Below are 21,246 nucleotides of genomic sequence, written 5' to 3' on the forward strand. Positions count from 1 at the left end.
TCTGTTGTCCGTGCCGGGCGGCGTATGCGCCTGCCCGGCATATGGCTACAATTTCCCCAGCAGGTTAAACCAGGCGTAATCCAGCGGCACCAGCAGCAGGTACGTCATCACCGCCAGCGCCAGACACAACAGCATCCCGGCGCGTGCCGGAACCTTTCCAAGCGCCATGGCGACCACGATAGGCGATGCCTGATACGGCAACAGCGGCGTCGAGTAGCCCGCCACCTGAATCATAATCACGCTACGTAGCGGAAAACCTGTCGCATCGGAAAAACTCTGCGCCAGAGTGGTATACAACGCCGGTACGCCGTTTGCCGTCATTATAAAATTCAGCGCCGTCGTTATCCCGGTTAACGCCAGGAAACTGGTAAAGGGCCGCGCAGGATCCAGCGGCATCACGTGCATTAATGCCTCGCCTACCGCACCGCCAATACCCGTTTCGGTCACCGTCAGCGCCAGACCCAGAATACCGCCTACGTAGAGACAGGTGCGCATATTCACGCCTGAAGCGAACTCTTCCCCGCTGATAAAACCGACGCGCGGCAGGAGAGTAATGCAGGCCGCTGCCAATCCGGTCCACGCGGGGCCAATGCCGTGCCAGCTTTCCGTGACCCACATGACTAAGACAACCGCCAGCAGCCAGGCCAGCCGTTTTTCCTGGCGGCTCATGGGTGCTGAGGCGGGTAATGCGCGGGGTGGCTGGGGTGCGCCGGGAAATAACCAGCAGATCAGGCCAATCAGAATAAGACCTTTAAGTATTCCCAGTACCGGGGTATGTAGCAGCAAATAGGGAACGTAGTTGAGATGGATCCCGTAAGCGCCCTCCGCTGCCCCGCTCATCACCAGATTGGGGACGTTTGCGGGAAGGATGGTCGCTGAAAGCTGAAAGGTACCAAACCCAACGGCCAGTGCCAGCCCGTACCAGGCACGCGTGCCGTCCTCAATGCCGGCACGCGCCGCCATGGCAGCGACAATCGGCATCAGCAGCGCGATACGTCCCATGTTCGACGGCATGACAAACGCCAGCGCGTAACTTAGCAATACCACGCTTCCTACCATCAGCGGCCACGAGTCAGTTAGCCTGGACGATAACGCCCGTGCCGCGCGGTCTGCCAGACCGGTTTTGCGGATCGCCACGCCCAGCACAAAGCCGCTAAATACCAGCCAGAATGCAGATGAGGCAAAACCGCCAAAAATCACCTCCGGCGGCGCAATTTTGGCAATCATCGCCACGGCAAAAAACAGCAGCGCGGTAATAAATTCAGGGAGCAGCGATGTTGCCCAGAGCAAAATCGTCACGCCGATGACGAGGGAAGGAAGAAATAACGGATGGGAAAGCCAGAGCGACATGCCTGTCTCCTGAGGATTTTTTCAACAAGGATACGGACACAGGCATCCGGCGTAAACGCCAGATATGGTGGGGTTATCTGTCATGCTGACAAGATGCAGCAGGATCAGTGATAGTGAATTTCACCAAAGTATTCTGATAAAACGTAGTACCGGCAGTACTCAAATGGCATATCTGCTCCGGCCATAAAGGTGTGTCTGGCAACGGACAATAACGGCTTATTGGCGGCTATTTCTAACTTCTCACACAGATCCACAGACGGTAAAACCGCCTCCACTTTCTCGGTCGCCGAGTCGCTGGTCACCTGCAACAGAGAATAGAGCGACGTGCGCTCAAGCGCTTCTGCGGTCAGGGTCAACTCGGGGAAAAAGCTCAGGTCGAGGTAAATTTTTTCGTGGTTAAACGGACGATTATTGAGATAGCGCACGCGGGAAATATAAAAATAGTGATGATGGGCAGGAAGGCTTAATCCATCGACCTGAGCGTCGCGCGCGCGGCACGGTCCAATCTCAAGGATCCGGTTTTCAATGGCGATGCTGGCATCCTGCAAATCACGAGTAATGCCGCGAAAAGTATGACCGTAGCTAACCCCTTGCGGTAATGCACAGACGATTGATCCGCTACCGCGCTGCGAGGTAATAATCCCCGCGCTGATCAGTTCGTTCCACGCCTGCTTAACCACGATAAGCGAGACGTTATAGGTTCTGGCAATCGCTTTTTGCGTCGGCAACTGGCTGCCTAAAGGCAAAACGCCATTCTGGATCTGCTGGCAGAGGATAAAAAACAACTGCTTATAAAGCGGAGTAAAACTCGTTTTATCGACCTGCAAGCTGCGTCCCTCACCTTCTCAGCCGACAGGGGACGAGAGATCCGTCCCCGGCAGGATGACTGTGCTACCCTGCGATGCGTCTGGCCAGTTCTGCCAAATCGAAATGATTCATTCGATCTACGGTTGTTAAATAATCGGCGGGAAGGGCATCTACACCGTGGAATGCGCCGGACAGCGCGCCCACCATTGTGGCAACGGTATCGGTGTCATTGCCGATATTAACGGCGGAGATGATAGCATCAATCGCCGAATTCGGACAACACGCGAACAGACCGAACGCCGCCGGTACGGCCTCGCTGACATGCAGGCCGGAACCAATAATGTCGGCGATGTCTACAATGGCCGTTTCCCAGTGCGTATGACGCTTACCGATGTTAACCGCCAGCTCAATTCGTCGGGCAACCGAGGGACCGGCTACCATCATGGCACCCTGCTCTTGTGCGAGGATATATCCTCTCTGCGCACCATAAACACCTGCGGCAATGATACTGTCAGCACTGGTTTGCGCGCGCAGCGCCTCACTGGTGGCGGCTGCCATCGCTGCCGCTCCGGACATCGCCAGCACATTATTATGCGTAAACCGGCAAATTTGCAGCGCGCACTGAATAGCAGCGTCGATATCACCCGGATGCAGCACTGCCGCAGGCCAAATCTTCATGGCCGCCCCGTTTGTTGCCTCGGCATTGCCTTTATTAATAATTTGTACCGACTGTTTTTCGCCCTCCAGTTCACCCTGCAATGAGGCGCGATTATCATTAAAGATGGCTTTCATGGCCGCGCGCGTGGTGGGACCGGTAAAGTTGGCGTAATACGGATAATCCAGCCAGTGCTGAAAAGCGTCGCGCATGGCGTCGTCGCTGACAATCCGCTGATGATTTAACAGCGCCTCCATGATGTATTTTGCCTGGATAAAATCATCCGTACACATTCCTGCGTCATTACAGCGTCCAAAGGTATCGGCCGGGGGCTTCTGAAATGTCGTCACCCAGCCGCCAAAGTAATCTTTGATTTGTTGCTGAGTACGGACCTCTGTCGCAGCACCCATCGCATCGGCGGCAGCGGCCCCGACCAGACATCCCAGTAATTTATTGTGTTCAACGTGCATGATGACTCCTTATTTCACGATCGTGACAGGACAAAAAAGTGTGAAGCTGGTCGGGAAACGGCAGCGCGGTCATTGCGCCTTTTGCCGTCACGGCCATCGCGCCGCAGGCATTCGCGGTAGAGATGGCGTCGGCCAGTAAAGCTGCGTTCCAGCTATTTGCCTGAGAAAGGGTAAACAGCAGACCGCCGACAAAGGCGTCGCCCGCGCCGGTGGTGTCGACCACCTCAACGAACGGTGCCGGAAAGTGGCGCTCGCCGTCCGGGCTGATTAACAGCGCGCCTTCCTGTCCAAGCGAGATAATGGTGGTTTCGCATCCCAGACTACGTAGCCAGCCGCGTGCATCCTGCCAGCGGCGAGCGCCGCTAAGTTGACATAGCTCGTCTGCCGAGACTTTACAGACAGAGGCCAGCGCTGCGGATTGGGCGATGAGCGCCGGGATCTCAGCGCTGTCCCCCCACATTGATGTGCGCAAATTAACGTCAAACAGGACGTGACCGCCGGCCTCACGCATCTTTCTCGCACCGTCAAGACACGCATCGCGCGCGGGCAGATCGGTCAGACCAATAGAGCTGAAGTACAGCCACTCATGCGCCTGAAACATTGGCAGATCCTGCGGCGTAACCGCTGTGTCTGCCCCCGGATGGACCAGATAGGTAAAACTGCGCTCACCGTCTGCGGCCAGATTCACGATCAGCACCGCGCTGGTCAGGGCGGCATCTAGTTTCAGAGCCGTAACATCAACCCTGTTATCCTGAAACACCTGGTGCAAAAATCGACCCGCGTCGTCATCGCCGAGGCAACCAATAAACCCGCAGCGTCCTCCCAGGCGCGCCACGCAGACGGCGACATTGGCCGCTGCGCCGCCGGGACATTTCAGATAGGTGTTATGCGTTTCCGGGACCAGATCAACAGATGCATCGCCGATAGCCCAGACTTTATTCATGGTATTCACAGGTGACTCCTCAGGCCTGACGCTGCGCCAGTTCACGCTGAATATCGCGATAATAGTCGTTATTAATCAGATATTTTCTCATCAGCAGCCCGACGACCAGATGAAATACTGCCGGGATCAGCGTCATCATTAGTGCAATACCGATTAACGATCGGGCACTCTGTTCGACATCGGCCTGATAACCGAAGTAGCTAAGTAAGAAGCCCAATATCCCGCCCGCGATGCCCATACCAAATTTCTGGAAAAAGAGAATGCCGCCGAAGGCAAGGCCGGACACGCGCAGGCCGGTTTTCTTCTCACCGTAATCCACGGCTTCAGCGATGGACGACCAGAACACCGGCATTTGCATATCGCAGAAAAAGTTGATCAGAAAATAAAACACGAAGGCCAGAATCAGGTTTTCTTGTCCGACGAAAAAGTACATCAATGCACTGAGCACAAATGTTATTAGCTGGGTGTAGCGGAACATTTTGATTTTGTCCCAGAACTTCGTCACCCAGGTCGTGGCGATCATCGCCAGAATAGAGGCCGCTACGCCGGTTGCGAGGAACGGCGAAATCAGACTGTCTCCCCCATTTAGATAATACTTAGCGTAATAAGCCGCCACGGAGCCGCGAATAACATAGCCACACATCAGCAGCAGGATGACGATGCCCAGAATGATCCACTGATCGTTACGCAGTAAATATTTGAACTGTTTACCCACCGACAATGAGGTGATTTCTGGCTCGCTACGTTCACGGGTGGTCAGGAAACAGAAGATGAACAGTAGCGCGCCCATTGCGCCCATCAGTCCCATTGAAAGCTGGTAACCCAGCGCCTTATTGCCCTGCCCCAGCCAAACCGCCAGCATCGGCACCACAATGGTCACCAGGAACGCCGCAATTTTGGTCATAACAAAGCGATAGCCGTTGGCGCTTAAGCGTTCAACAGGATCGCTGGTGATCACGCCAATCATGGAAATGTAAGGTATGGTGATGGCGGTATAGACCAGGGTCATCAAAATATAGGTGCCATAGGCCCAGGCGAGCTTCGCCATATACGCCATATCCGGGGTGATAAACATCAGATAAACAGCGAAACCAAAGGGGATGGCGAACCACACCAGCCACGGACGATAACGTCCCCAGCGCGTATTAAGCTTATCCGTCAGTATCCCCATCGCCGGATCGATAATGGCATCGATCATGCGCACAATAACAAACAGTACGCCGACATCCGCCGCGTTAAGGCCGTAAATGTCAGTGTAGAAATAAGCCAGCAGCAGCTGCATGGCGATAATCACGATATTGATCGCCATATCGCCTGCGCCAAAGCCTATTTTTTCCACGATAGAAAGTTTCATGTCGATATTCCTTTATGTTTAAAGGCGAGAACATGTGAGAAGCACACATTTAACATCATGAAATAAAAACGTTTTTACAGATAAGCCGCCTTAGCACAAGGTTTCGATGGCTACAGGGCGAGTATAGCCACGGGCTAAAAGATATAAAGGTATACTATTATAACTTTTGATCGTGCTCACATAATTTTGTTTAAAAAACGATCTGCGAAAGGATATGAAAGGTCATGTACTCGAAGATACAACACGGCAGAGGACGTCAGCAGAGGGGAAATGAATAACGCCAGCATGCATATGCCATGCTGGCGTTTTAGGCTGTCAGGGCATCAGGCCAAGAAAGACCGTTTTTTTACGCGGTCCGCGCATGAGCGGCTCAAGTTGCTCGACGCAGGTTTTATAGTGCGGCGTCGTTTTGTGCAGAGCGACAGCCTGCTCGTCAACATAAGCTTCATAAATATAAAAACGAGTTGGTGTGTCAGGATCCTGCAGGACATCAAAGCGCAAGTTACCCGCCTCCTGCACAGAACCCACATGATTCTGGCGAAAGACTTCGACAAACTGCTCGATTTTGTCATCGTGAACGTTAATTTCCACCAGTGTGACATGCATCATTCACCTCCTGTAAGCGCAATTAGGGCGCGACCTTTATCCTTTTTCACTAAGAAAAAGCTCATAGGCCCGAGCCGCCGTTTCATTATTATGCACGACGGCATGAACGGCTTTGATCATGGCGACAGGATCGGCAGACTGGAAAATGTTTCGTCCCATATCCACACCGCTCGCCCCCTGGTCGATAGCCTGCCAGCACATTTCCAGCGCCTCCCGCTCGGGCAGTTTTTTCCCACCAGCAATCACGATGGGGACCGGACAGCCCGCGGCAATTCGCTCAAAGCCTTTATCGACGTAATACGTTTTGATGATTTGCGCGCCTATTTCCGCTGCAATGCGCGTGGCCAGTGAAAAATAACGCTGATCGCGAGCCATATCTTTGCCCACCCCGGTCACTGCCATCGTGGGCATTCCGACGCGTAATCCGGCATCAATTAACTGAATAATATTTTTAATCGACTGATGCTCATATTCGGTGCCGATATACACCTGCGCGGCGACAGCGCAACTATTCAGGCGCACGGCGTCATCCATTGCTACCGCCACGGCTTCATTACTCAATTCGGTCAGAATCGAATTCGCCCCCGATGCCCGTAACACTACTGGTTTATTTGTTGCTGGTGGCACGACGCTGCGTAATATCCCCCGGGTGCACATCAGAACATCCGCATGGGAAAAGAGCGGAGCAATGTTGATATCGATGCGCTCCAGCCCGGTGGTCGGCCCCTGAAAATAACCGTGGTCGAACGCCAGCATCACCGTTCTGCCGGTGTGCGGATTAAAAATACGCGACAGCCGGGATTGCATTCCCCAGTCCAGCGCACCGCAGCCTTTTAAGGTAAACGGCGTGTTGGTTTGCGGTTGATCCGTATGAAAATCTTTACCGTCTTTGATGTCATCTAAGTCAGCCATTATTTACTCCAGAGCGAGATCAAAAATCGTATTTGTCGATATTGTCTTTGTTAAACACCACCCGTTCAGGCAGCAGAACGATGCCGTTACCTTTTGCTTCATAGCGGTAGCCCTGCACGCTATTCGGTGAAACCTCCACCTGGCCAACGCCCGGAATATCCAGCTTGTCACCGACGTTAAGCGGCGTGTTTTTCAGGAGCGCACTGGCGACATACACCGAAATTTTTCCCTGCTGTACGACATCCCACAGACCAAACGCTTTGACCGTGCCGCGCTTAACATAGGGGCGCATCACATTCGGCGTGCTGAAGCCGACAATGGCAATATCGTCGCGCTTGAGGTTTTCCGCTGCCTGCGCCGCCGCCGGTAGCGCGTTAGCATCCGGGGCAATAATGACGTCCAGATCGCTCCAGGCTTTGATGATCCCTTCTGCGGTTTGCAGGGACTTTGTCGCATCGTTATAGCCAAACTGGGTGGTGACGATTTCCCAGCCCGGATGTTCTTTAGCAATTTTTGCTTTGGCTTCCTGTACCCACTGGTTCTGATCGGTGACGGTCGGACTGGAGTAGAAGAACGCGACTTTTGCTTTCTCTTTGGTCACCTGCTGCGCGGCCATCTCGACCAGCATTCCGCCAAGCTGTTTTGGTGTGCCCTGATTGATGTAGTAAGAGCGGCATTCCGGTTTGGTGTCAGAGTCCCAGGTCAGCACTTTCACCCCGCGCTGCATGGCGCGTTTTAACGCCGGACACAGCCCGTCGGGGGAGACCGCCGAGATAATGATCGCGTTATACCCCTGGTTGACGAAGTTATTCACCAGCTGTACCTGGCCGGATACGCTTGGCTCCGTCGGACCATCGTAGGTCACATCAACACCCAGCGCTTTTCCGGCGTCTTTCGCGCCATTGCCGCCGCTGGTAAAAAAGCCGACGCCCACTAGTTTCGGGATAAAGGCGATGCGCTCTGCCGCCTGCACCGTAATGGCCGTTGAGGCGAGGCCAAGTGCGATGAGTAAGCTAAGCGACTTGATAGTGTGTCTTGCCATGTTTCTCTCCGTAATTTCAACGCGATATCAGGCCTGCCGCGCGGTGCGGCGACGTGAAATCCACTCAACGATTTGATGACGGTGCAGGCTGACGGACCGCCCGACGACGACGACGATTAATAATGCGCCGGACAGCGCGCTGGAAATTTGATTCGGCACGCCGGCCATTTGCAGGCCCTGCTGCAAAAAACCGACCAGCAGTACCGCCACGGCCGTGCCGATCATCGATCCGGACCCGCCGTAAATATTGGCGCCTCCCAGTACGACGGCGGTAATCGCCGGCATCAGGAACGACGTGCCAAGATCGGAACGGGCAGAACCAAAGTAAGAGACCAGCAAGACGGCTGCGACAGCCGAAGCAACGCCGGTCATGGCATAGAGGGTACAGAGCGTGCGGTTCACCGGCAGCGCACTGTATTGCGCCACGCGAGCGCTCTGCCCGATAAGAAAAATATTGCGCCCCAGGTGGGTGCGATGCATCAGTAGCCAGAAAAAGAGGCCACACAGCAGGAAGACGATCAGCGGTACGGGTACGCCAAACGGGGCAAGGTTGGCAAAGTCAGTAAATGCAGCAGGGAAACCGCCAATCCCCTCGTATCCGGTCGCACCGGCCATTCCGGATAACAACAGCGCGCTGCCGCCAAACAGATACATCGTGCCGAGGGTGATCACCAGCGGATTAATACCGGTATAAATAATCAGTCCGGCGTTGATCAGCCCACATAACGCCCCAAGTAGCAGAGTCAGACCTATGGCCAGCGGCAGCGGTACGCCTGCCTGAAATAAAACGCCCAGCGCGATGGCGCACAGCCCGATGGTTGCGCCAAATGAGATATCCATTCCGCCGCTGACAATCACCATGGTCAGCGGCAGCGCGACAATACCGATACAGATAAAATCGCTGGTACTGAACATCAGCACATTCACCTCCAGCATTCGCGGATTAATCAGACCGAAGGCCAGGATCTCCAGCACCAGTAACACCGCCAGCGCTATCTCCCAGCTATAGCGTCGCCATATATTCATTGTGCGATCTCCCGCTTTTTGGTGTGATGCGCCGGTTTACGGGCCGGTTTGCGCGGCGATGCAGCGGAAGGCATAAAGCGCGCGTACTTTTGACGGCGAAGATTATTGTGCAATGCCCGACGCAGGCGACCATCGAACACCAGCACGCCCAGCAGGACCAGACCAGCAATAAAATCATTCCACCACGCAGGGATGCGTAGCAGCACCAGCACGCTGTCAATTTGAGTGAGGAAATAGGCCCCGAGAACGGCACCGATCACCGAGCCGGAGCCGCCGAGTAAGCTAATACCGCCCAGTACGCAGGCCGCAATGGCTTTCATTTCCAGCCCGGTACCGGTCTGGTTAGGAATAAAACCAATTTGTGACGCAAATACGATACCGGCCATCGCCGCCATACAGCCGTTTAGCGAAAATGCCACGATGCGTACCATTTCCGTTCGCACGCCCAGCTGGCGTGCGCCCTGCAAGTTATCGCCGGTGGCGTAGAAGTTCCGACCAAACGCCGTTCTCGCCAGCATCCAGGCCATCAACAGCACCGACAGGAGCGTAAACCAGCCGATGGCTGACACGCCGAGGAATACCGGTGTGGAGAGCTGTTTCAGGCTGGCGGGTAATCCTTCAATCCATTTACCGCCGGTCCACAGCAACATGATGCCGCGGTACAATCCCAGCGTCCCGAGGGTGGCGACAATCGCCGGGATCTTCAGCCATGCCACCAGTACGCCATTAAAGAATCCCGCCGCCAGGCCAAGCAACAGCGCGGCGAGACAGGCGACGGGCAGACTGTAGCCGTTGTTGAGCATCAGTCCGAGCAGCACGGCACACATGCCAGCCGTTGATCCCACCGATACGTCAATATTGCGCGTCAGCATCACCAGGGTAGCCCCCACCGCCAGCAGCATCAGGATCTGCGCGCTGCTGAAAATCATGGTCAGCGTTTGCATACTCAGGTAGTGGCTGTCCAGCGCACCGGGGAACACAAACAGGCAGGCCACTGCCAGCAACGCCGTTGCTTCCCGGTTATTCTGAATAAATTTCAACATGCAGCCTCCTTCGCATGATGCTCGCCAAAAGCAACATGCATAATGGTGTCGACGGTAATGTCATCGCCGCACAGCGCAGGGCCACCCAGCTCGCCCTGATGCATGACGTAAACGCGATCCGCCATCTGCTCAATCTCTTCGAGGTCGGAGGAAATAAACAGCACCGCCACATTCTGTTCAGCAATACTGCGCAACAGCTGATAAATATCGCTGCGGGCAGCCACATCGACACCGCGGGTTGGCTCATCGACAATCAGCAGTTGCGGCGACGCCTCCAGGCATTTGGCAATCAACACCTTTTGCTGATTACCGCCGGATAACGTGCGCGCCGCCTGTCCGGCATCATTCAGTTTGATATTGAGCGCCCGGTGGTAGCGCTCCAGAATGGCGTCATCACGCCGGGTATTGGCCCATAGCCCCCGCTGATTGTGGGTGAGTGCACACACATTCCACGCCAGGGATGCATCCAGGTGCAGGCCGGAAGACTGGCGATCCTCCGGTAAATACACCAGTCCGCGCTGCAAACGCTGACGCGTGGATAATCCGCTAATGTCTGTTCCGTTCAGCATGACGCTCCCGCCGCGGACCGGTCGGATGCCATACAGCGTTTCCGCCAGCTCCGTACGCCCCGCGCCGACCAGCCCGGCCAGGCCGAGAATTTCTCCGGCACGCACCTCCAGACTGATATGCATAAATCCTTCGCCAGTCAGATCATTCAGCGACAAGACTGATGCTCCCCGCACGTTCTGTGGACGGCTGCCCGGCAGTTCCAGCCACAGCTTCTGGCTGGCAGACAGATTGACACCGCCCGATACCGGGGTGATCGCCTGAATAATGTCGTGAGTCGACAAATCCCGGGTTTTCCCGGCCAGCGCGATTTTCCCGTCGCGCATAATGCTGATGCGATCGGCAAGCTGGCGAATTTCCGGCAGCTTATGCGAGATAAAGACGATACCGACGCCCTTTTTCAGCAGCTCCCGCAGTCGCGAAAACAGCCGTTCAGTCTCGGCAGGCGTTAACGAGGCTGTAGGCTCATCGAGGATCAAAATCTGCGAATCGCGCATCAGCCCCCGCATAATCTCAACCATTTGCCGATCCGCGACATCCAGGGTTCCCGCCATGCTGGCAGGATCGAGCTGGCAGCCCAGCGCGTTCAGCAACTGCTGCATTTTTTCCGTCGACGCCTGCCGTCCCCGCAGACCAAACAGAATATTTTCCTGCACGGAGAGGCTGGGAAACAGCAGCGGCTCCTGAGGAACCAGGTAAATCCCCAGCTGATGTGCTTTTAGCGGCGACAGGTGATGACAGCGTGTTCCGCCAATCTCCAGGCTACCGCCATCGGGCGGCACGATTCCGGCAATAATCTTCATCAGCGTCGATTTTCCGGCACCGTTACCGCCAAGTAGCGCATGTACCTCTCCGGCGTGCAGGGTAAAGTCGATGCCTTTCAGGACATCAACGCCAGAATAGTGCTTGCGAATATCCCGTGCGCAAAGCAGTGGAGGGGCCGAAAAATGACTGGATTGCATGTTGCCTCCGCTCAATCAACATTGAGACCTGGACTGAACAAATGTTTTTGTGAAAACTAATTGTTCAAAACAGTAGTAGCAATTTGGTTACAAAAACATCACAAAGATCACATTTTGCGAATAAATGAATTTTCTGTCGCGAAAAGTGCAGTCATGATTAATTTTTGTGGCGCGAGTCACAGCGGAGTGTTATGAATGACTGAACAATTGTATTTATGAATTAAAAATGTTCAGAGCGAAGCAATATTATGACAACCAATGATGGCACTCTGGTAGCAGATTACGGCATGTGTGAAGAGGAGCAGGTCGCCCGCATTGCATGGTTTTATTACCACGACGGCCTGACACAAAGTGAAATTAGCGAACGACTGGGGCTGACACGGCTTAAAGTCTCGCGGCTACTGGAGAAAGGACATCAGTCGGGCATTATCCGCGTGCAGATTAACTCACGGTTTGAAGGCTGTCTGCAGTACGAAGCCGCGCTGCGCAGCCGTTTTTCACTGCGTCATATTCGGGTATTACCCGACCTGCCCGACGCCAATATTGGGATGCGGCTGGGAATTGGTGCCTCACACATGCTGATGGAATCCCTGCAACCTCAGCAACTGCTGGCGGTGGGCTTTGGCGAGGCGACCATGACGACGCTCAAGCGGCTGAGCGGATTTATTTCTGCCCAGCGTATCCGGCTGGTGACGCTCTCCGGCGGTGTCGGGCCTTACATGACCGGTATTGGTCAGCTGGACGCCGCCTGTAGCGTCAGCATTATGCCCGCGCCGTTGCGCGCCTCATCGGCAGATATTGCCTGCACATTGCGTAATGAAAATAGCGTCCGGGACGTCATGCTAACGGCCCAGGCAGCAGATGTGGCCGTTGTAGGCATCGGTTCGGTTAGCCAGAAAGAGGACGCCACGATTTTGCGCTCGGGCTATATCACTACCGGCGAGCAGTTGATGATCGGTCGTAAAGGCGCGGTGGGCGATATTCTCGGTTACTTTTTTGATGCCGACGGTGAGGTGATCCCGGAGATCAAAATTCACCAGGAGTTGATCGGTCTGAGCCTGACATCGCTCGCCACGATCCCCACGATTATCGGTGTTGCCGGCGGCGAAGAGAAAGCAGAAGCCATTATCGCCGCCATGAAAGGCCGCTACATCAATGCGCTGGTCACCGATCAGGCGACCGCCGCCAGAATGCTGCAATTAATTGAACAATAACGAAATCAAAGAACACTTACCCCTACGACATGGAGCACGAATTGACAGGAGTTCAGGTGAACGATAAATAGCCGAGGGCGACAATATGGCTCGACTCTGTACCCACTCTGAATCAGGACACTATCTGATGGCCCTTGACGCCGGAACCGGCAGCGTCAGAGCCGTCATTTTCGATTTACACGGCAACCAGGTCGCTGTTGGTCAGGCGGAATGGCAGCATCTGGCGGTACCTGATGTGCCGGGTTCGATGGAATTTGATCTGGCAAAGAACTGGCAGCTGGCCTGCCAGTGTATTCGCCAGGCGCTGCACCTGGCGGCCATCCCGGCGACGGCCGTTATTGCCGTTTCAGCCTGTTCGATGCGCGAAGGGATTGTGATTTACGATGGCGACGGTGAACCGATATGGGCCTGCGCGAATGTCGATGCGCGGGCTGCACGTGAGGTCAGCGAGCTAAAAGAACTGTACGACAACACGTTTGAGGAAAATGTTTATCGCTGCTCCGGGCAAACGCTGGCCCTGAGCGCTATTCCACGTCTGCTCTGGCTGGCGCACCATCGTCCGGATATTTATCGTCGGGCATCTACCGTTACGATGATAAGCGACTGGATGGCTTATATGCTGTGCGGCGAGCTGGCGGTTGATCCGTCTAACGCCGGGACCACTGGCCTGCTGGATTTAACAACCCGCGACTGGAAACGCAGCCTGCTGCAAATGGCCGGCCTGCGGGCCGATATCTTGTCGCCGGTGAAAGAAACCGGAACGCCGCTGGGAAAAGTAACCTCAACTGCCGCAGAGTTTTGCGGCCTGGCTGCCGGAACACCGGTTGTGGTTGGCGGCGGTGACGTGCAACTCGGCTGCCTGGGCCTCGGCGTGGTGCAGCCTGCGCAAACCGCGGTACTGGGCGGCACCTTCTGGCAGCAGGTAGTGAATCTTCCGGCACCGGCCACCGATCCCAACATGAATGTGCGGATTAACCCACACGTCATTCCGGGCATGGTGCAAACGGAGTCGATCAGTTTTTTCACCGGCCTGACCATGCGCTGGTTTCGGGATGCGTTCTGTGCCGAAGAGAAACTGATCGCCGACCGCCTCGGGGTGGATACCTATTCTCTGCTTGAAGAGATGGCCAGCCGGGTCCCTCCCGGCGCGCACGGCGTCATGCCTATTTTTTCCGATGTCATGCGGTTTAAACGCTGGTATCACGCCGCGCCGTCGTTTATCAATCTCTCCATCGATCCTGAAAAGTGCAATAAAGCCACGCTGTTTCGTGCGCTGGAAGAAAATGCGGCGATTGTCTCAGCCTGCAATTTACAGCAGATCGCCGATTTTTCTGGCGTGCAGGCCGATACGCTGGTGTTTGCCGGCGGCGGCGCAAAAGGCAAATTATGGAGTCAGATCCTGGCGGACGTCACCGGTCTGACCGTGCGGGTGCCGGTAGTGAAAGAGGCAACGGCGCTCGGCTGCGCGATAGCCGCCGGCGTCGGAGCCGATATCTGGCCTTCGCTGGCGCTTACCGGCGAAAGCCTGGTACGCTGGGATCGTGAGCATAAGCCCGACCCGAAAAATCATGATACTTATCAGCGAGCGCGGGAAAAATGGCTGGCTGTGTATCAGGATCAGCGCGGTCTGGTGGATAATGGCTTAACCACATCGCTGTGGAAAGCACCGGGGCTCTGATCCGCGTTTACTTCAGGATCGCACACTGGTGATCCTGAAGTTCTTCCGCCGAGGCCAGATTTAACATCCATACATTACGCTTTGTTGCCAGTAGCACCAGCGAACCGTCGCGCTGCTGCGCCAGGGCCAGCGAATAGCGCCCCATATGCGCCCGCGCGTCCGGCACCTCTTCCGCCAGCATGATAAATGGACTGCGCTGCATCAGTTCACGCTCTGTCACCCGCCGGGCCAGATAGTCGTGGCCGCGTAATCCGCCCTCCAGCGGAAGCCAGCGGGCGCTAATTTTTGTCAGATTGTCATCAAGATGAGCGCGAACATCGCGGCGCAGGCAGGAAATATGAATATGGAGATGGTTTTGCGTTCGCCCGAGACGAGAATTGATGGTTAATGAAACGGCCGGGTCCGGCAGCGGCGCACCGTTTTTTTCACTCAGCACGCCACGCTTTAGCCACGCCAACCAGAAATAATCGGGCGTTTGCGCGGTGAGCAACAGCGGGCTTTCAATACCGTTTATCCGTTGCGTGGGCATCAGCAAATACTGAAGCGGCCCATTCTTATCTTTGAGCAGCACATAACCTGCCCGGAGATCGACCTCTTTACAGGGAGCAGGAGCGTGGTGCAGGCGCTGTCCGGGAATACACTGGTCGAGTGTAATATGGCGGAGCGCATCGGAATGGCGCGTATGATGCCAGTAAAAACCACTAGCGGCGAGAAGCGCTCCTGCCAGCAGCACGACGATAAAGCGCGTAACGTTTTTCATTATTGGATACCGGATCGGGCTTTTTGCTAAAGGGTATCGCAAATTGATGACCAAATAAAAACGGCCCCGGAGGGCCGTTAAAATCGGTGGCGATAGTGCCGGGCAGCGCCCTATTTTAGGGTAACGTTTAACGTTTGCTGATCTGATCGAACGTGCCGCCGTTAGAGAAGTGTTCTTTCTGCGCTTTCGCCCAGCCACCAAACTCGTCATCAATCGTGAACAGCTTCAATTTCGGAAATTCACTGTCATATTTTTTTGCCACTTCAGCATCGCGAGGACGGTAGAAGTTTTTCGCGGCAATTTCCTGACCTTCCGGCGAGTACAGGTACTTCAGATAGGCTTCTGCCACCGCCTGAGTGCCTTTCTTGTCGACGACTTTATCAACCACGGATACAGTCGGCTCTGCCAGAATAGACTCGCTCGGGGTCACAATTTCAAATTTGTCTTTGCCCAGCGCCTTAGTGGCCAGCAGCGCTTCGTTTTCCCATGCAATCAGCACATCGCCAATCCCACGCTCAACAAAGGTATTGGTTGAGCCACGCGCGCCGGAATCCAGCACCTCGACATTTTTGAACAGTGATTTTACGAAATCCTGGGCTTTAGCCTGATCGCCATTGTTTTGATGCAGCGCGTAGCCCCAGGCCGCCAGATAGTTCCAGCGCGCGCCGCCGGAGCTTTTAGGATTCGGCGTGATCACCGAAACGCCAGGTTTGACCAGATCGTTCCAGTCATGAATTTGTTTCGGGTTGCCTTTACGCACCAGGAAAACGATGGTCGAGGTATACGGCGCGGAGTTATCCGGCAGGCGTTTGATCCAGTTCTTATCGATGCGTCCACGTGCGGCAATAGCATCCACATCGTAGGCCAGCGCCAGAGTGACTACATCGGCCTCAATACCATTGATGACGGAAGTCGCCTGTTTGCCTGAGCCACCGTGCGACTGCCGAATGACGACATTATCGCCGGTCTCTTTTTTCCAGTGGGCGCTGAAAGCTTTGTTGTACTCTTCGTACAGCTCGCGCGTTGGATCATAAGACACATTTAATAACTGGACATCTTTAGCCAGAATGCTGGTTGACGCCAGCAACAGAGTTAATCCTACGCTCCACTTATTCATCGCCCACTCTCAGTATGTTGTGTTTTGATGACGTCAGCGTGCCAGAAAGCGAACCAATGATTAAAGAATAAAAAAAGATTGGCTATAACGAAGGGGAATATAAGAGGATAAACCCTCTCTCCGCAGAGAGAGGGCCTTAAATCAAACTTCTTCCATGCGCCCCAATAGAGACTGCAGACGATCCTGCCAGCCCTGCTGCTGCTCGCGCAGATGATGATTCTCACGCTCCAGATCTTCACGGCTCTGCTGCGCGGAGTGAACATCCTGAGACAGGCTATTGTTCTTCTCTTTCAGCTCTTCGATTTCCATCTGTAATAAAGTGATGGTATCAATCGCCTGCTGTACTTTTGCTTCCAGTTTCTCAAACACTTCTAATGACATCGTCCTACCTCTCCTGAATTGCAAGGCGCTGATGGATATAAATCCTCGTCCCGAACACCGGCGACGCCTTAATGAATTAGCCCGTAACCTTAGCTCCGATTGTATGAAGCGCCGCCCCTACTGTCCAGCAACAACCCATGCTGTTTGCGGATTGTCGGCATTTTCAGGCAAAACCTGATGCGTTCGTCGCAAATACCCCTTAATTGTTAACCCATGGGTTAATGAAATGATTCAGCTCTCATTATTTTTCTGGCGTAAAAATACACTACATAGCGCGAAAACGCTCATTTTGTTGACGCAGCACACACATTTTGATTTCGATATTTCTCGTTTATGCTCGTTAACGATAAATTAACATTAAACATACAATGCTGTATGGTCTTATTTGACCATTATGCACATATTGCTTCTTACCTTGCTTTAGGATCGGATTATGAGCCAAACAACTTCCCTGAAAGGTCAGTGTATCGCAGAATTTTTGGGCACCGGATTACTGATTTTCTTTGGCGTGGGCTGCGTTGCCGCGCTAAAAGTGGCGGGTGCCAGCTTCGGACAGTGGGAAATCAGCGTCATCTGGGGGTTAGGGGTCGCCATGGCGATTTACTTAACTGCGGGTGTCTCCGGCGCGCATCTCAATCCGGCGGTCACCATCGCCCTCTGGCTTTTCGCCTGTTTTGACGGCCGCAAGGTGGCGCCGTTTATCTTCGCCCAGTTCGCCGGAGCTTTCTGCTCGGCAGCGCTGGTCTATGGCCTCTATTACAATTTGTTCGCTGACTACGAACTGACGCACCATATGGTACGCGGCAGCGTGGAGAGCCTCGATCTGGCCGGCATTTTCTCAACGTATCCCAATCCACATCTTAATTTTGTGCAGGCCTTCGCAGTTGAAATGGTGATTACCGCTATTCTGATGGCCGTGATTATGGCGCTGGGTGATGATGGTAACGGCATTCCGCGTGGACCGCTGACACCGTTGCTTATTGGTCTGCTGATTGCCGTTATCGGTGCATCCATGGGGCCGCTGACCGGCTTTGCCATGAATCCGGCGCGTGATTTAGGCCCGAAAACGTTCGCCTGGTTTGCCGGGTGGGGCAACGTTGCCTTTACCGGTGCGAAAGATATTCCTTACTTCCTGGTACCGCTATTCGGACCAATTGTTGGCGCTGCCCTGGGCGCGTTTGGCTATCGCAAGCTGATCGGCTTCCATCTGCCGTGCGACATTCCGGTCGCCAAAGATGAGAAAGACGCTGCTGCCGCTACACAAAAAGTTTCGCTGTAATACGACTATGGGACTTATCACTATGACTGACAAAAAATATATCGTTGCGCTTGATCAGGGTACGACCAGTTCTCGTGCCGTCGTGATGGATCACGATGCTAATATCATCAGCGTGTCGCAGCGCGAATTTGAACAAATTTATCCGAAGCCAGGCTGGGTTGAACACGACCCAATGGAAATCTGGGCGACTCAAAGCTCTACGCTGGTTGAAGTGCTGGCCAAAGCCGACATTAATTCCGATCAGATTGCCGCTATTGGTATTACCAACCAGCGTGAAACCGCTATCGTCTGGGATCGGGAAACCGGTAAACCGATTTATAACGCTATCGTCTGGCAATGTCGTCGTACCGCTGAAATCTGCGAAAAGCTGAAGCGCGACGGCATGGAAGATTACATTCGTAAAACCACCGGTCTGGTCATTGACCCGTACTTTTCTGGCACCAAAGTAAAATGGATCCTCGATCACGTCGAGGGTTCACGCGAACGCGCGCGCCGGGGTGAGTTGTTGTTTGGTACGGTCGATACCTGGCTTATCTGGAAAATGACCCAGGGGCGCGTTCACGTTACCGACTACACCAACGCCTCGCGTACCATGATGTTCAATATCCACGAGCTGGAATGGGACGACAAAATGCTGGAAGTGCTGGATATTCCGCGCGCCATGCTGCCGCAGGTGCACAAATCCTCCGAAGTGTACGGCCAGACCAATATCGGCGGTAAAGGCGGCACCCGTATTCCGATTGCCGGGATTGCCGGCGATCAGCAGGCAGCGCTGTTCGGCCAGCTTTGCGTCAAAGAAGGAATGGCGAAAAATACCTACGGTACCGGCTGCTTTATGCTGATGAATACCGGCGAAAAAGCGGTGGCGTCGGATCATGGTCTGCTGACCACCATCGCCTGCGGTCCACGCGGCGAAGTAAATTATGCGCTGGAAGGCGCGGTATTTATGGCAGGCGCCTCTATCCAGTGGTTGCGTGATGAAATGAAGCTCATCAGCGACGCCTTTGACTCTGAATATTTCGCCACTAAAGTGAAAGACACCAACGGTGTGTATGTCGTGCCTGCCTTTACCGGCCTCGGTGCGCCTTACTGGGACCCGTATGCGCGCGGTGCGATCTTCGGCCTGACGCGCGGCGTCAATTCGAATCATATTATTCGCGCCACGCTGGAATCTATCGCCTATCAGACACGTGACGTCCTGGAAGCCATGCAGGCAGATTCGGGCATTCGCCTGCACGCCCTGCGCGTAGACGGCGGCGCAGTGGCCAACAATTTCCTGATGCAGTTCCAGTCTGACATTCTCGGCACCCGCGTAGAACGCCCGGAGGTCCGTGAAGTGACGGCCCTGGGCGCAGCGTATCTGGCCGGTCTGGCGGTGGGCTTCTGGCAAAATCTGGATGAGCTACAGGAAAAAGCGGTCATTGAACGCGAGTTCCGTCCCGGTATTGAAACCACCGAACGCAACTACCGTTACAGCGGCTGGAAAAAAGCGGTGAAACGCGCCATGGCGTGGGAAGAACACGACGAGTAATCCCCCTGACGGGTAGCCCTGGCGCTACCCGTCACTCTTTTCAGCAACGTAAAATTTTTACCCGGAGCATGGCAAACGATTGCTTTTACCCGGAAGTCGGATAAAATGCCCGCTTTTCCACCGCGGGAATACCTTTGATGTCTGCTAACACCCTGGAATCTGAAGATGCGCAACCGATTGCGCCCGTACAGAATAGCGAACTGATTTACCGCCTTGAAGATCGCCCTCCCCTGGCTCAGACCCTGTTTGCGGCCAGCCAGCATCTGCTGGCGATGTTCGTCGCAGTGATCACCCCTGCCCTGCTGATTTGTCAGGCACTCGGACTTCCGGCGGCGGATACCCAGCACATCATTAGCATGTCACTGTTCGCCTCCGGCGTGGCCTCTATCATTCAGATTAAAGCCTGGGGGCCGGTTGGCTCTGGCCTGCTGTCCATTCAGGGCACCAGCTTCAATTTTGTCGCCCCGCTTATCATGGGCGGTACGGCGCTTAAAACCGGTGGCGCAGATGTTCCGACCATGATGGCCGCGCTGTTCGGTACCCTGATGCTGGCAAGCTGCACAGAGATGCTGATCTCCCGGGTGCTGCACCTCGCGCGCCGTATCATTACCCCGCTGGTCTCCGGCGTGGTAGTCATGATTATCGGCCTGTCGCTTATCCAGGTAGGGCTGACCTCTATTGGCGGCGGATTCGCTGCGATGAACGATCACACGTTCGGAGCCCCGAAAAACCTGCTGCTGGCCGGTGTCGTGCTGGCAGTTATTATTCTGCTGAACCGTCAGCGCAACCCGTATCTGCGTGTGGCGTCACTGGTGATCGCCATGGCCGCCGGGTATGCGATGGCCTGGTTTATGGACATGCTGCCGCAGAGTAATGCGCCGACAGACAGCCCATTAATTATGGTGCCCACGCCACTCTATTATGGTCTGGGAATTGACTGGAGCCTGCTGCTGCCGCTGATGCTGGTATTTATGATCACCTCGCTGGAAACGATTGGCGATATCACAGCCACCTCTGACGTCTCTGAACAACCCGTCTCCGGCCCGCTATATATGAAGCGTCTGAAAGGCGGCGTGCTGGCCAACGGGCTGAATTCCTGCGTTTCTGCGGTATTTAACACCTTTCCGAACTCCTGTTTCGGGCAAAATAACGGCGTGATCCAGCTAACCGGCGTGGCAAGTCGCTATGTTGGCTTTGTGGTCGCACTGATGCTGATCGTGCTCGGTCTGTTCCCGGCGGTAAGCGGTTTTGTGCAACACATTCCGGAACCGGTACTCGGAGGCGCAACGCTGGTGATGTTTGGCACTATCGCCGCCTCCGGGGTTCGCATTGTGTCGCGCGAACCGTTAAACCGTCGCGCCATCATGATCATCGCCCTGTCTCTGGCTGTGGGCCTTGGCGTATCTCAGCAGCCGCTGATCCTGCAATTTGCCCCTGACTGGTTGAAAAACCTGCTCTCTTCCGGCATCGCCGCCGGAGGGATCACTGCTATCGTCCTGAACCTGCTTTTCCCGCCAGAGAAAAGCTGATTTTATCGCGGCAGCAAGAG

The 21,246-nt window shown here is 54.7% G+C and carries 19 protein-coding genes; 5 read left to right on the forward strand and 14 right to left on the reverse strand.

Annotated elements, in window-relative coordinates:
- Window positions 1-45: 45 nt before the first annotated feature.
- The 11 genes from AC791_RS04835 to lsrA form a co-directional block, all read right to left on the reverse strand.
- On the reverse strand, window positions 46-1,350 hold the full coding sequence (locus tag AC791_RS04835; RefSeq protein WP_049839345.1) for an SLC13 family permease: 1,305 nt from the start codon (window positions 1,348-1,350) through the stop codon (window positions 46-48).
- A gap of 104 nt (window positions 1,351-1,454) precedes the next feature.
- On the reverse strand, window positions 1,455-2,177 hold the full coding sequence (locus tag AC791_RS04840; protein ID WP_049839346.1) for a GntR family transcriptional regulator: 723 nt from the start codon (window positions 2,175-2,177) through the stop codon (window positions 1,455-1,457).
- A 64-nt stretch (window positions 2,178-2,241) separates the two neighbouring features.
- Complete coding sequence (locus AC791_RS04845; RefSeq protein ID WP_049839347.1) at window positions 2,242-3,282, reverse strand: ADP-ribosylglycohydrolase family protein; 1,041 nt, start codon at window positions 3,280-3,282, stop codon at window positions 2,242-2,244.
- Window positions 3,272-4,234: an aminoimidazole riboside kinase gene (locus tag AC791_RS04850; protein ID WP_148677759.1), complete on the reverse strand. Its 963-nt coding sequence runs from the start codon at window positions 4,232-4,234 to the stop codon at window positions 3,272-3,274. Before AC791_RS04850 ends, AC791_RS04845 begins: the two co-directional genes overlap by 11 nt.
- A 10-nt stretch (window positions 4,235-4,244) precedes the next feature.
- Complete coding sequence (locus tag AC791_RS04855) at window positions 4,245-5,579, reverse strand: MFS transporter (protein WP_049839348.1); 1,335 nt, start codon at window positions 5,577-5,579, stop codon at window positions 4,245-4,247.
- Window positions 5,580-5,894: 315 nt separating this feature from the next.
- On the reverse strand, window positions 5,895-6,185 hold the full coding sequence (gene lsrG / locus AC791_RS04860) for a (4S)-4-hydroxy-5-phosphonooxypentane-2,3-dione isomerase (protein WP_049839349.1): 291 nt from the start codon (window positions 6,183-6,185) through the stop codon (window positions 5,895-5,897).
- A gap of 36 nt (window positions 6,186-6,221) precedes the next feature.
- Window positions 6,222-7,097 (reverse strand): 3-hydroxy-5-phosphonooxypentane-2,4-dione thiolase, encoded by an 876-nt coding sequence (gene lsrF / locus AC791_RS04865; RefSeq protein ID WP_049839350.1) that lies wholly within the window; start codon window positions 7,095-7,097, stop codon window positions 6,222-6,224.
- A gap of 19 nt (window positions 7,098-7,116) precedes the next feature.
- A complete protein-coding gene (gene lsrB / locus AC791_RS04870; protein WP_049839351.1) occupies window positions 7,117-8,139 on the reverse strand; it encodes an autoinducer 2 ABC transporter substrate-binding protein LsrB in 1,023 nt (340 codons plus the stop codon).
- Between the two features lie 27 nt (window positions 8,140-8,166).
- Window positions 8,167-9,165 (reverse strand): autoinducer 2 ABC transporter permease LsrD, encoded by a 999-nt coding sequence (gene lsrD / locus AC791_RS04875; RefSeq protein WP_049839352.1) that lies wholly within the window; start codon window positions 9,163-9,165, stop codon window positions 8,167-8,169.
- Window positions 9,162-10,208 (reverse strand): autoinducer 2 ABC transporter permease LsrC, encoded by a 1,047-nt coding sequence (gene lsrC, locus AC791_RS04880; protein WP_049839353.1) that lies wholly within the window; start codon window positions 10,206-10,208, stop codon window positions 9,162-9,164. Before lsrC ends, lsrD begins: the two co-directional genes overlap by 4 nt.
- Window positions 10,202-11,737 carry an autoinducer 2 ABC transporter ATP-binding protein LsrA gene (gene lsrA, locus AC791_RS04885; RefSeq protein ID WP_049839354.1) on the reverse strand — a complete coding sequence of 512 codons (1,536 nt, stop codon included), beginning with the start codon at window positions 11,735-11,737 and terminating at the stop codon, window positions 10,202-10,204. The genes lsrC and lsrA overlap by 7 nt, the downstream gene beginning before the upstream one ends.
- 248 nt (window positions 11,738-11,985) lie before the next feature.
- On the opposite strand from lsrA, the gene lsrR reads away from it, so the two are divergent.
- Together lsrR and lsrK are read left to right on the forward strand one after the other, a co-directional pair.
- Complete coding sequence (gene lsrR / locus AC791_RS04890; protein ID WP_049839355.1) at window positions 11,986-12,951, forward strand: transcriptional regulator LsrR; 966 nt, start codon at window positions 11,986-11,988, stop codon at window positions 12,949-12,951.
- Between the two features lie 85 nt (window positions 12,952-13,036).
- The gene (gene lsrK, locus AC791_RS04895) at window positions 13,037-14,629 is read left to right on the forward strand and encodes an autoinducer-2 kinase (protein ID WP_049839356.1); all 1,593 of its coding nucleotides are present in this window, start codon (window positions 13,037-13,039) and stop codon (window positions 14,627-14,629) included.
- Between the two features lie 7 nt (window positions 14,630-14,636).
- Here lsrK and AC791_RS04900 read toward each other — a convergent pair whose 3' ends face one another.
- The 3 genes from AC791_RS04900 to zapB form a co-directional block, all read right to left on the reverse strand.
- Window positions 14,637-15,389, reverse strand: a complete 753-nt coding sequence (locus tag AC791_RS04900) for a CDP-diacylglycerol diphosphatase (protein WP_049839357.1) — start codon at window positions 15,387-15,389, stop codon at window positions 14,637-14,639.
- A 127-nt stretch (window positions 15,390-15,516) separates the two neighbouring features.
- Window positions 15,517-16,506: a sulfate ABC transporter substrate-binding protein gene (locus AC791_RS04905; protein WP_049839358.1), complete on the reverse strand. Its 990-nt coding sequence runs from the start codon at window positions 16,504-16,506 to the stop codon at window positions 15,517-15,519.
- A gap of 141 nt (window positions 16,507-16,647) precedes the next feature.
- Window positions 16,648-16,887, reverse strand: coding sequence for a septal ring assembly protein ZapB (gene zapB / locus AC791_RS04910; RefSeq protein WP_049839359.1), 240 nt, complete (start codon window positions 16,885-16,887; stop codon window positions 16,648-16,650).
- Window positions 16,888-17,320: 433 nt separating this feature from the next.
- On the opposite strand from zapB, the gene AC791_RS04915 reads away from it, so the two are divergent.
- The 3 genes from AC791_RS04915 (at window position 17,321) to xanP (ending at window position 21,226) form a co-directional block, all read left to right on the forward strand.
- Window positions 17,321-18,166 (forward strand): MIP/aquaporin family protein, encoded by an 846-nt coding sequence (locus AC791_RS04915; protein WP_049839360.1) that lies wholly within the window; start codon window positions 17,321-17,323, stop codon window positions 18,164-18,166.
- Between the two features lie 22 nt (window positions 18,167-18,188).
- Window positions 18,189-19,697 carry a glycerol kinase GlpK gene (gene glpK, locus AC791_RS04920; protein WP_049839361.1) on the forward strand — a complete coding sequence of 503 codons (1,509 nt, stop codon included), beginning with the start codon at window positions 18,189-18,191 and terminating at the stop codon, window positions 19,695-19,697.
- A 137-nt stretch (window positions 19,698-19,834) separates the two neighbouring features.
- Entirely contained in the window at window positions 19,835-21,226 is a 1,392-nt protein-coding gene (gene xanP / locus AC791_RS04925) for a xanthine/proton symporter XanP (RefSeq protein ID WP_049839362.1), read from the forward strand.
- The last annotated feature ends 20 nt before the right edge of the window (window positions 21,227-21,246 follow it).

Source organism: Klebsiella sp. RIT-PI-d (assembly GCF_001187865.1).
Lineage (GTDB): Bacteria > Pseudomonadota > Gammaproteobacteria > Enterobacterales > Enterobacteriaceae > Superficieibacter.

Coding starts and splice junctions, on each gene's coding strand:
- lsrG (WP_049839349.1), bottom strand. CDS start 6,185: ATGCATGTCACACTGGTGGAAATTAACGTTCACGATGACAAAATCGAG.
- lsrR (WP_049839355.1), top strand. CDS start 11,986: ATGACAACCAATGATGGCACTCTGGTAGCAGATTACGGCATGTGTGAA.
- xanP (WP_049839362.1), top strand. CDS start 19,835: ATGTCTGCTAACACCCTGGAATCTGAAGATGCGCAACCGATTGCGCCC.
- glpK (WP_049839361.1), top strand. CDS start 18,189: ATGACTGACAAAAAATATATCGTTGCGCTTGATCAGGGTACGACCAGT.
- AC791_RS04835 (WP_049839345.1), bottom strand. CDS start 1,350: ATGTCGCTCTGGCTTTCCCATCCGTTATTTCTTCCTTCCCTCGTCATC.
- lsrC (WP_049839353.1), bottom strand. CDS start 10,208: ATGTTGAAATTTATTCAGAATAACCGGGAAGCAACGGCGTTGCTGGCA.
- AC791_RS04905 (WP_049839358.1), bottom strand. CDS start 16,506: ATGAATAAGTGGAGCGTAGGATTAACTCTGTTGCTGGCGTCAACCAGC.
- AC791_RS04845 (WP_049839347.1), bottom strand. CDS start 3,282: ATGCACGTTGAACACAATAAATTACTGGGATGTCTGGTCGGGGCCGCT.
- zapB (WP_049839359.1), bottom strand. CDS start 16,887: ATGTCATTAGAAGTGTTTGAGAAACTGGAAGCAAAAGTACAGCAGGCG.
- AC791_RS04900 (WP_049839357.1), bottom strand. CDS start 15,389: ATGAAAAACGTTACGCGCTTTATCGTCGTGCTGCTGGCAGGAGCGCTT.
- AC791_RS04855 (WP_049839348.1), bottom strand. CDS start 5,579: ATGAAACTTTCTATCGTGGAAAAAATAGGCTTTGGCGCAGGCGATATG.
- lsrA (WP_049839354.1), bottom strand. CDS start 11,737: ATGCAATCCAGTCATTTTTCGGCCCCTCCACTGCTTTGCGCACGGGAT.
- lsrD (WP_049839352.1), bottom strand. CDS start 9,165: ATGAATATATGGCGACGCTATAGCTGGGAGATAGCGCTGGCGGTGTTA.
- AC791_RS04915 (WP_049839360.1), top strand. CDS start 17,321: ATGAGCCAAACAACTTCCCTGAAAGGTCAGTGTATCGCAGAATTTTTG.
- lsrF (WP_049839350.1), bottom strand. CDS start 7,097: ATGGCTGACTTAGATGACATCAAAGACGGTAAAGATTTTCATACGGAT.
- lsrK (WP_049839356.1), top strand. CDS start 13,037: ATGGCTCGACTCTGTACCCACTCTGAATCAGGACACTATCTGATGGCC.
- lsrB (WP_049839351.1), bottom strand. CDS start 8,139: ATGGCAAGACACACTATCAAGTCGCTTAGCTTACTCATCGCACTTGGC.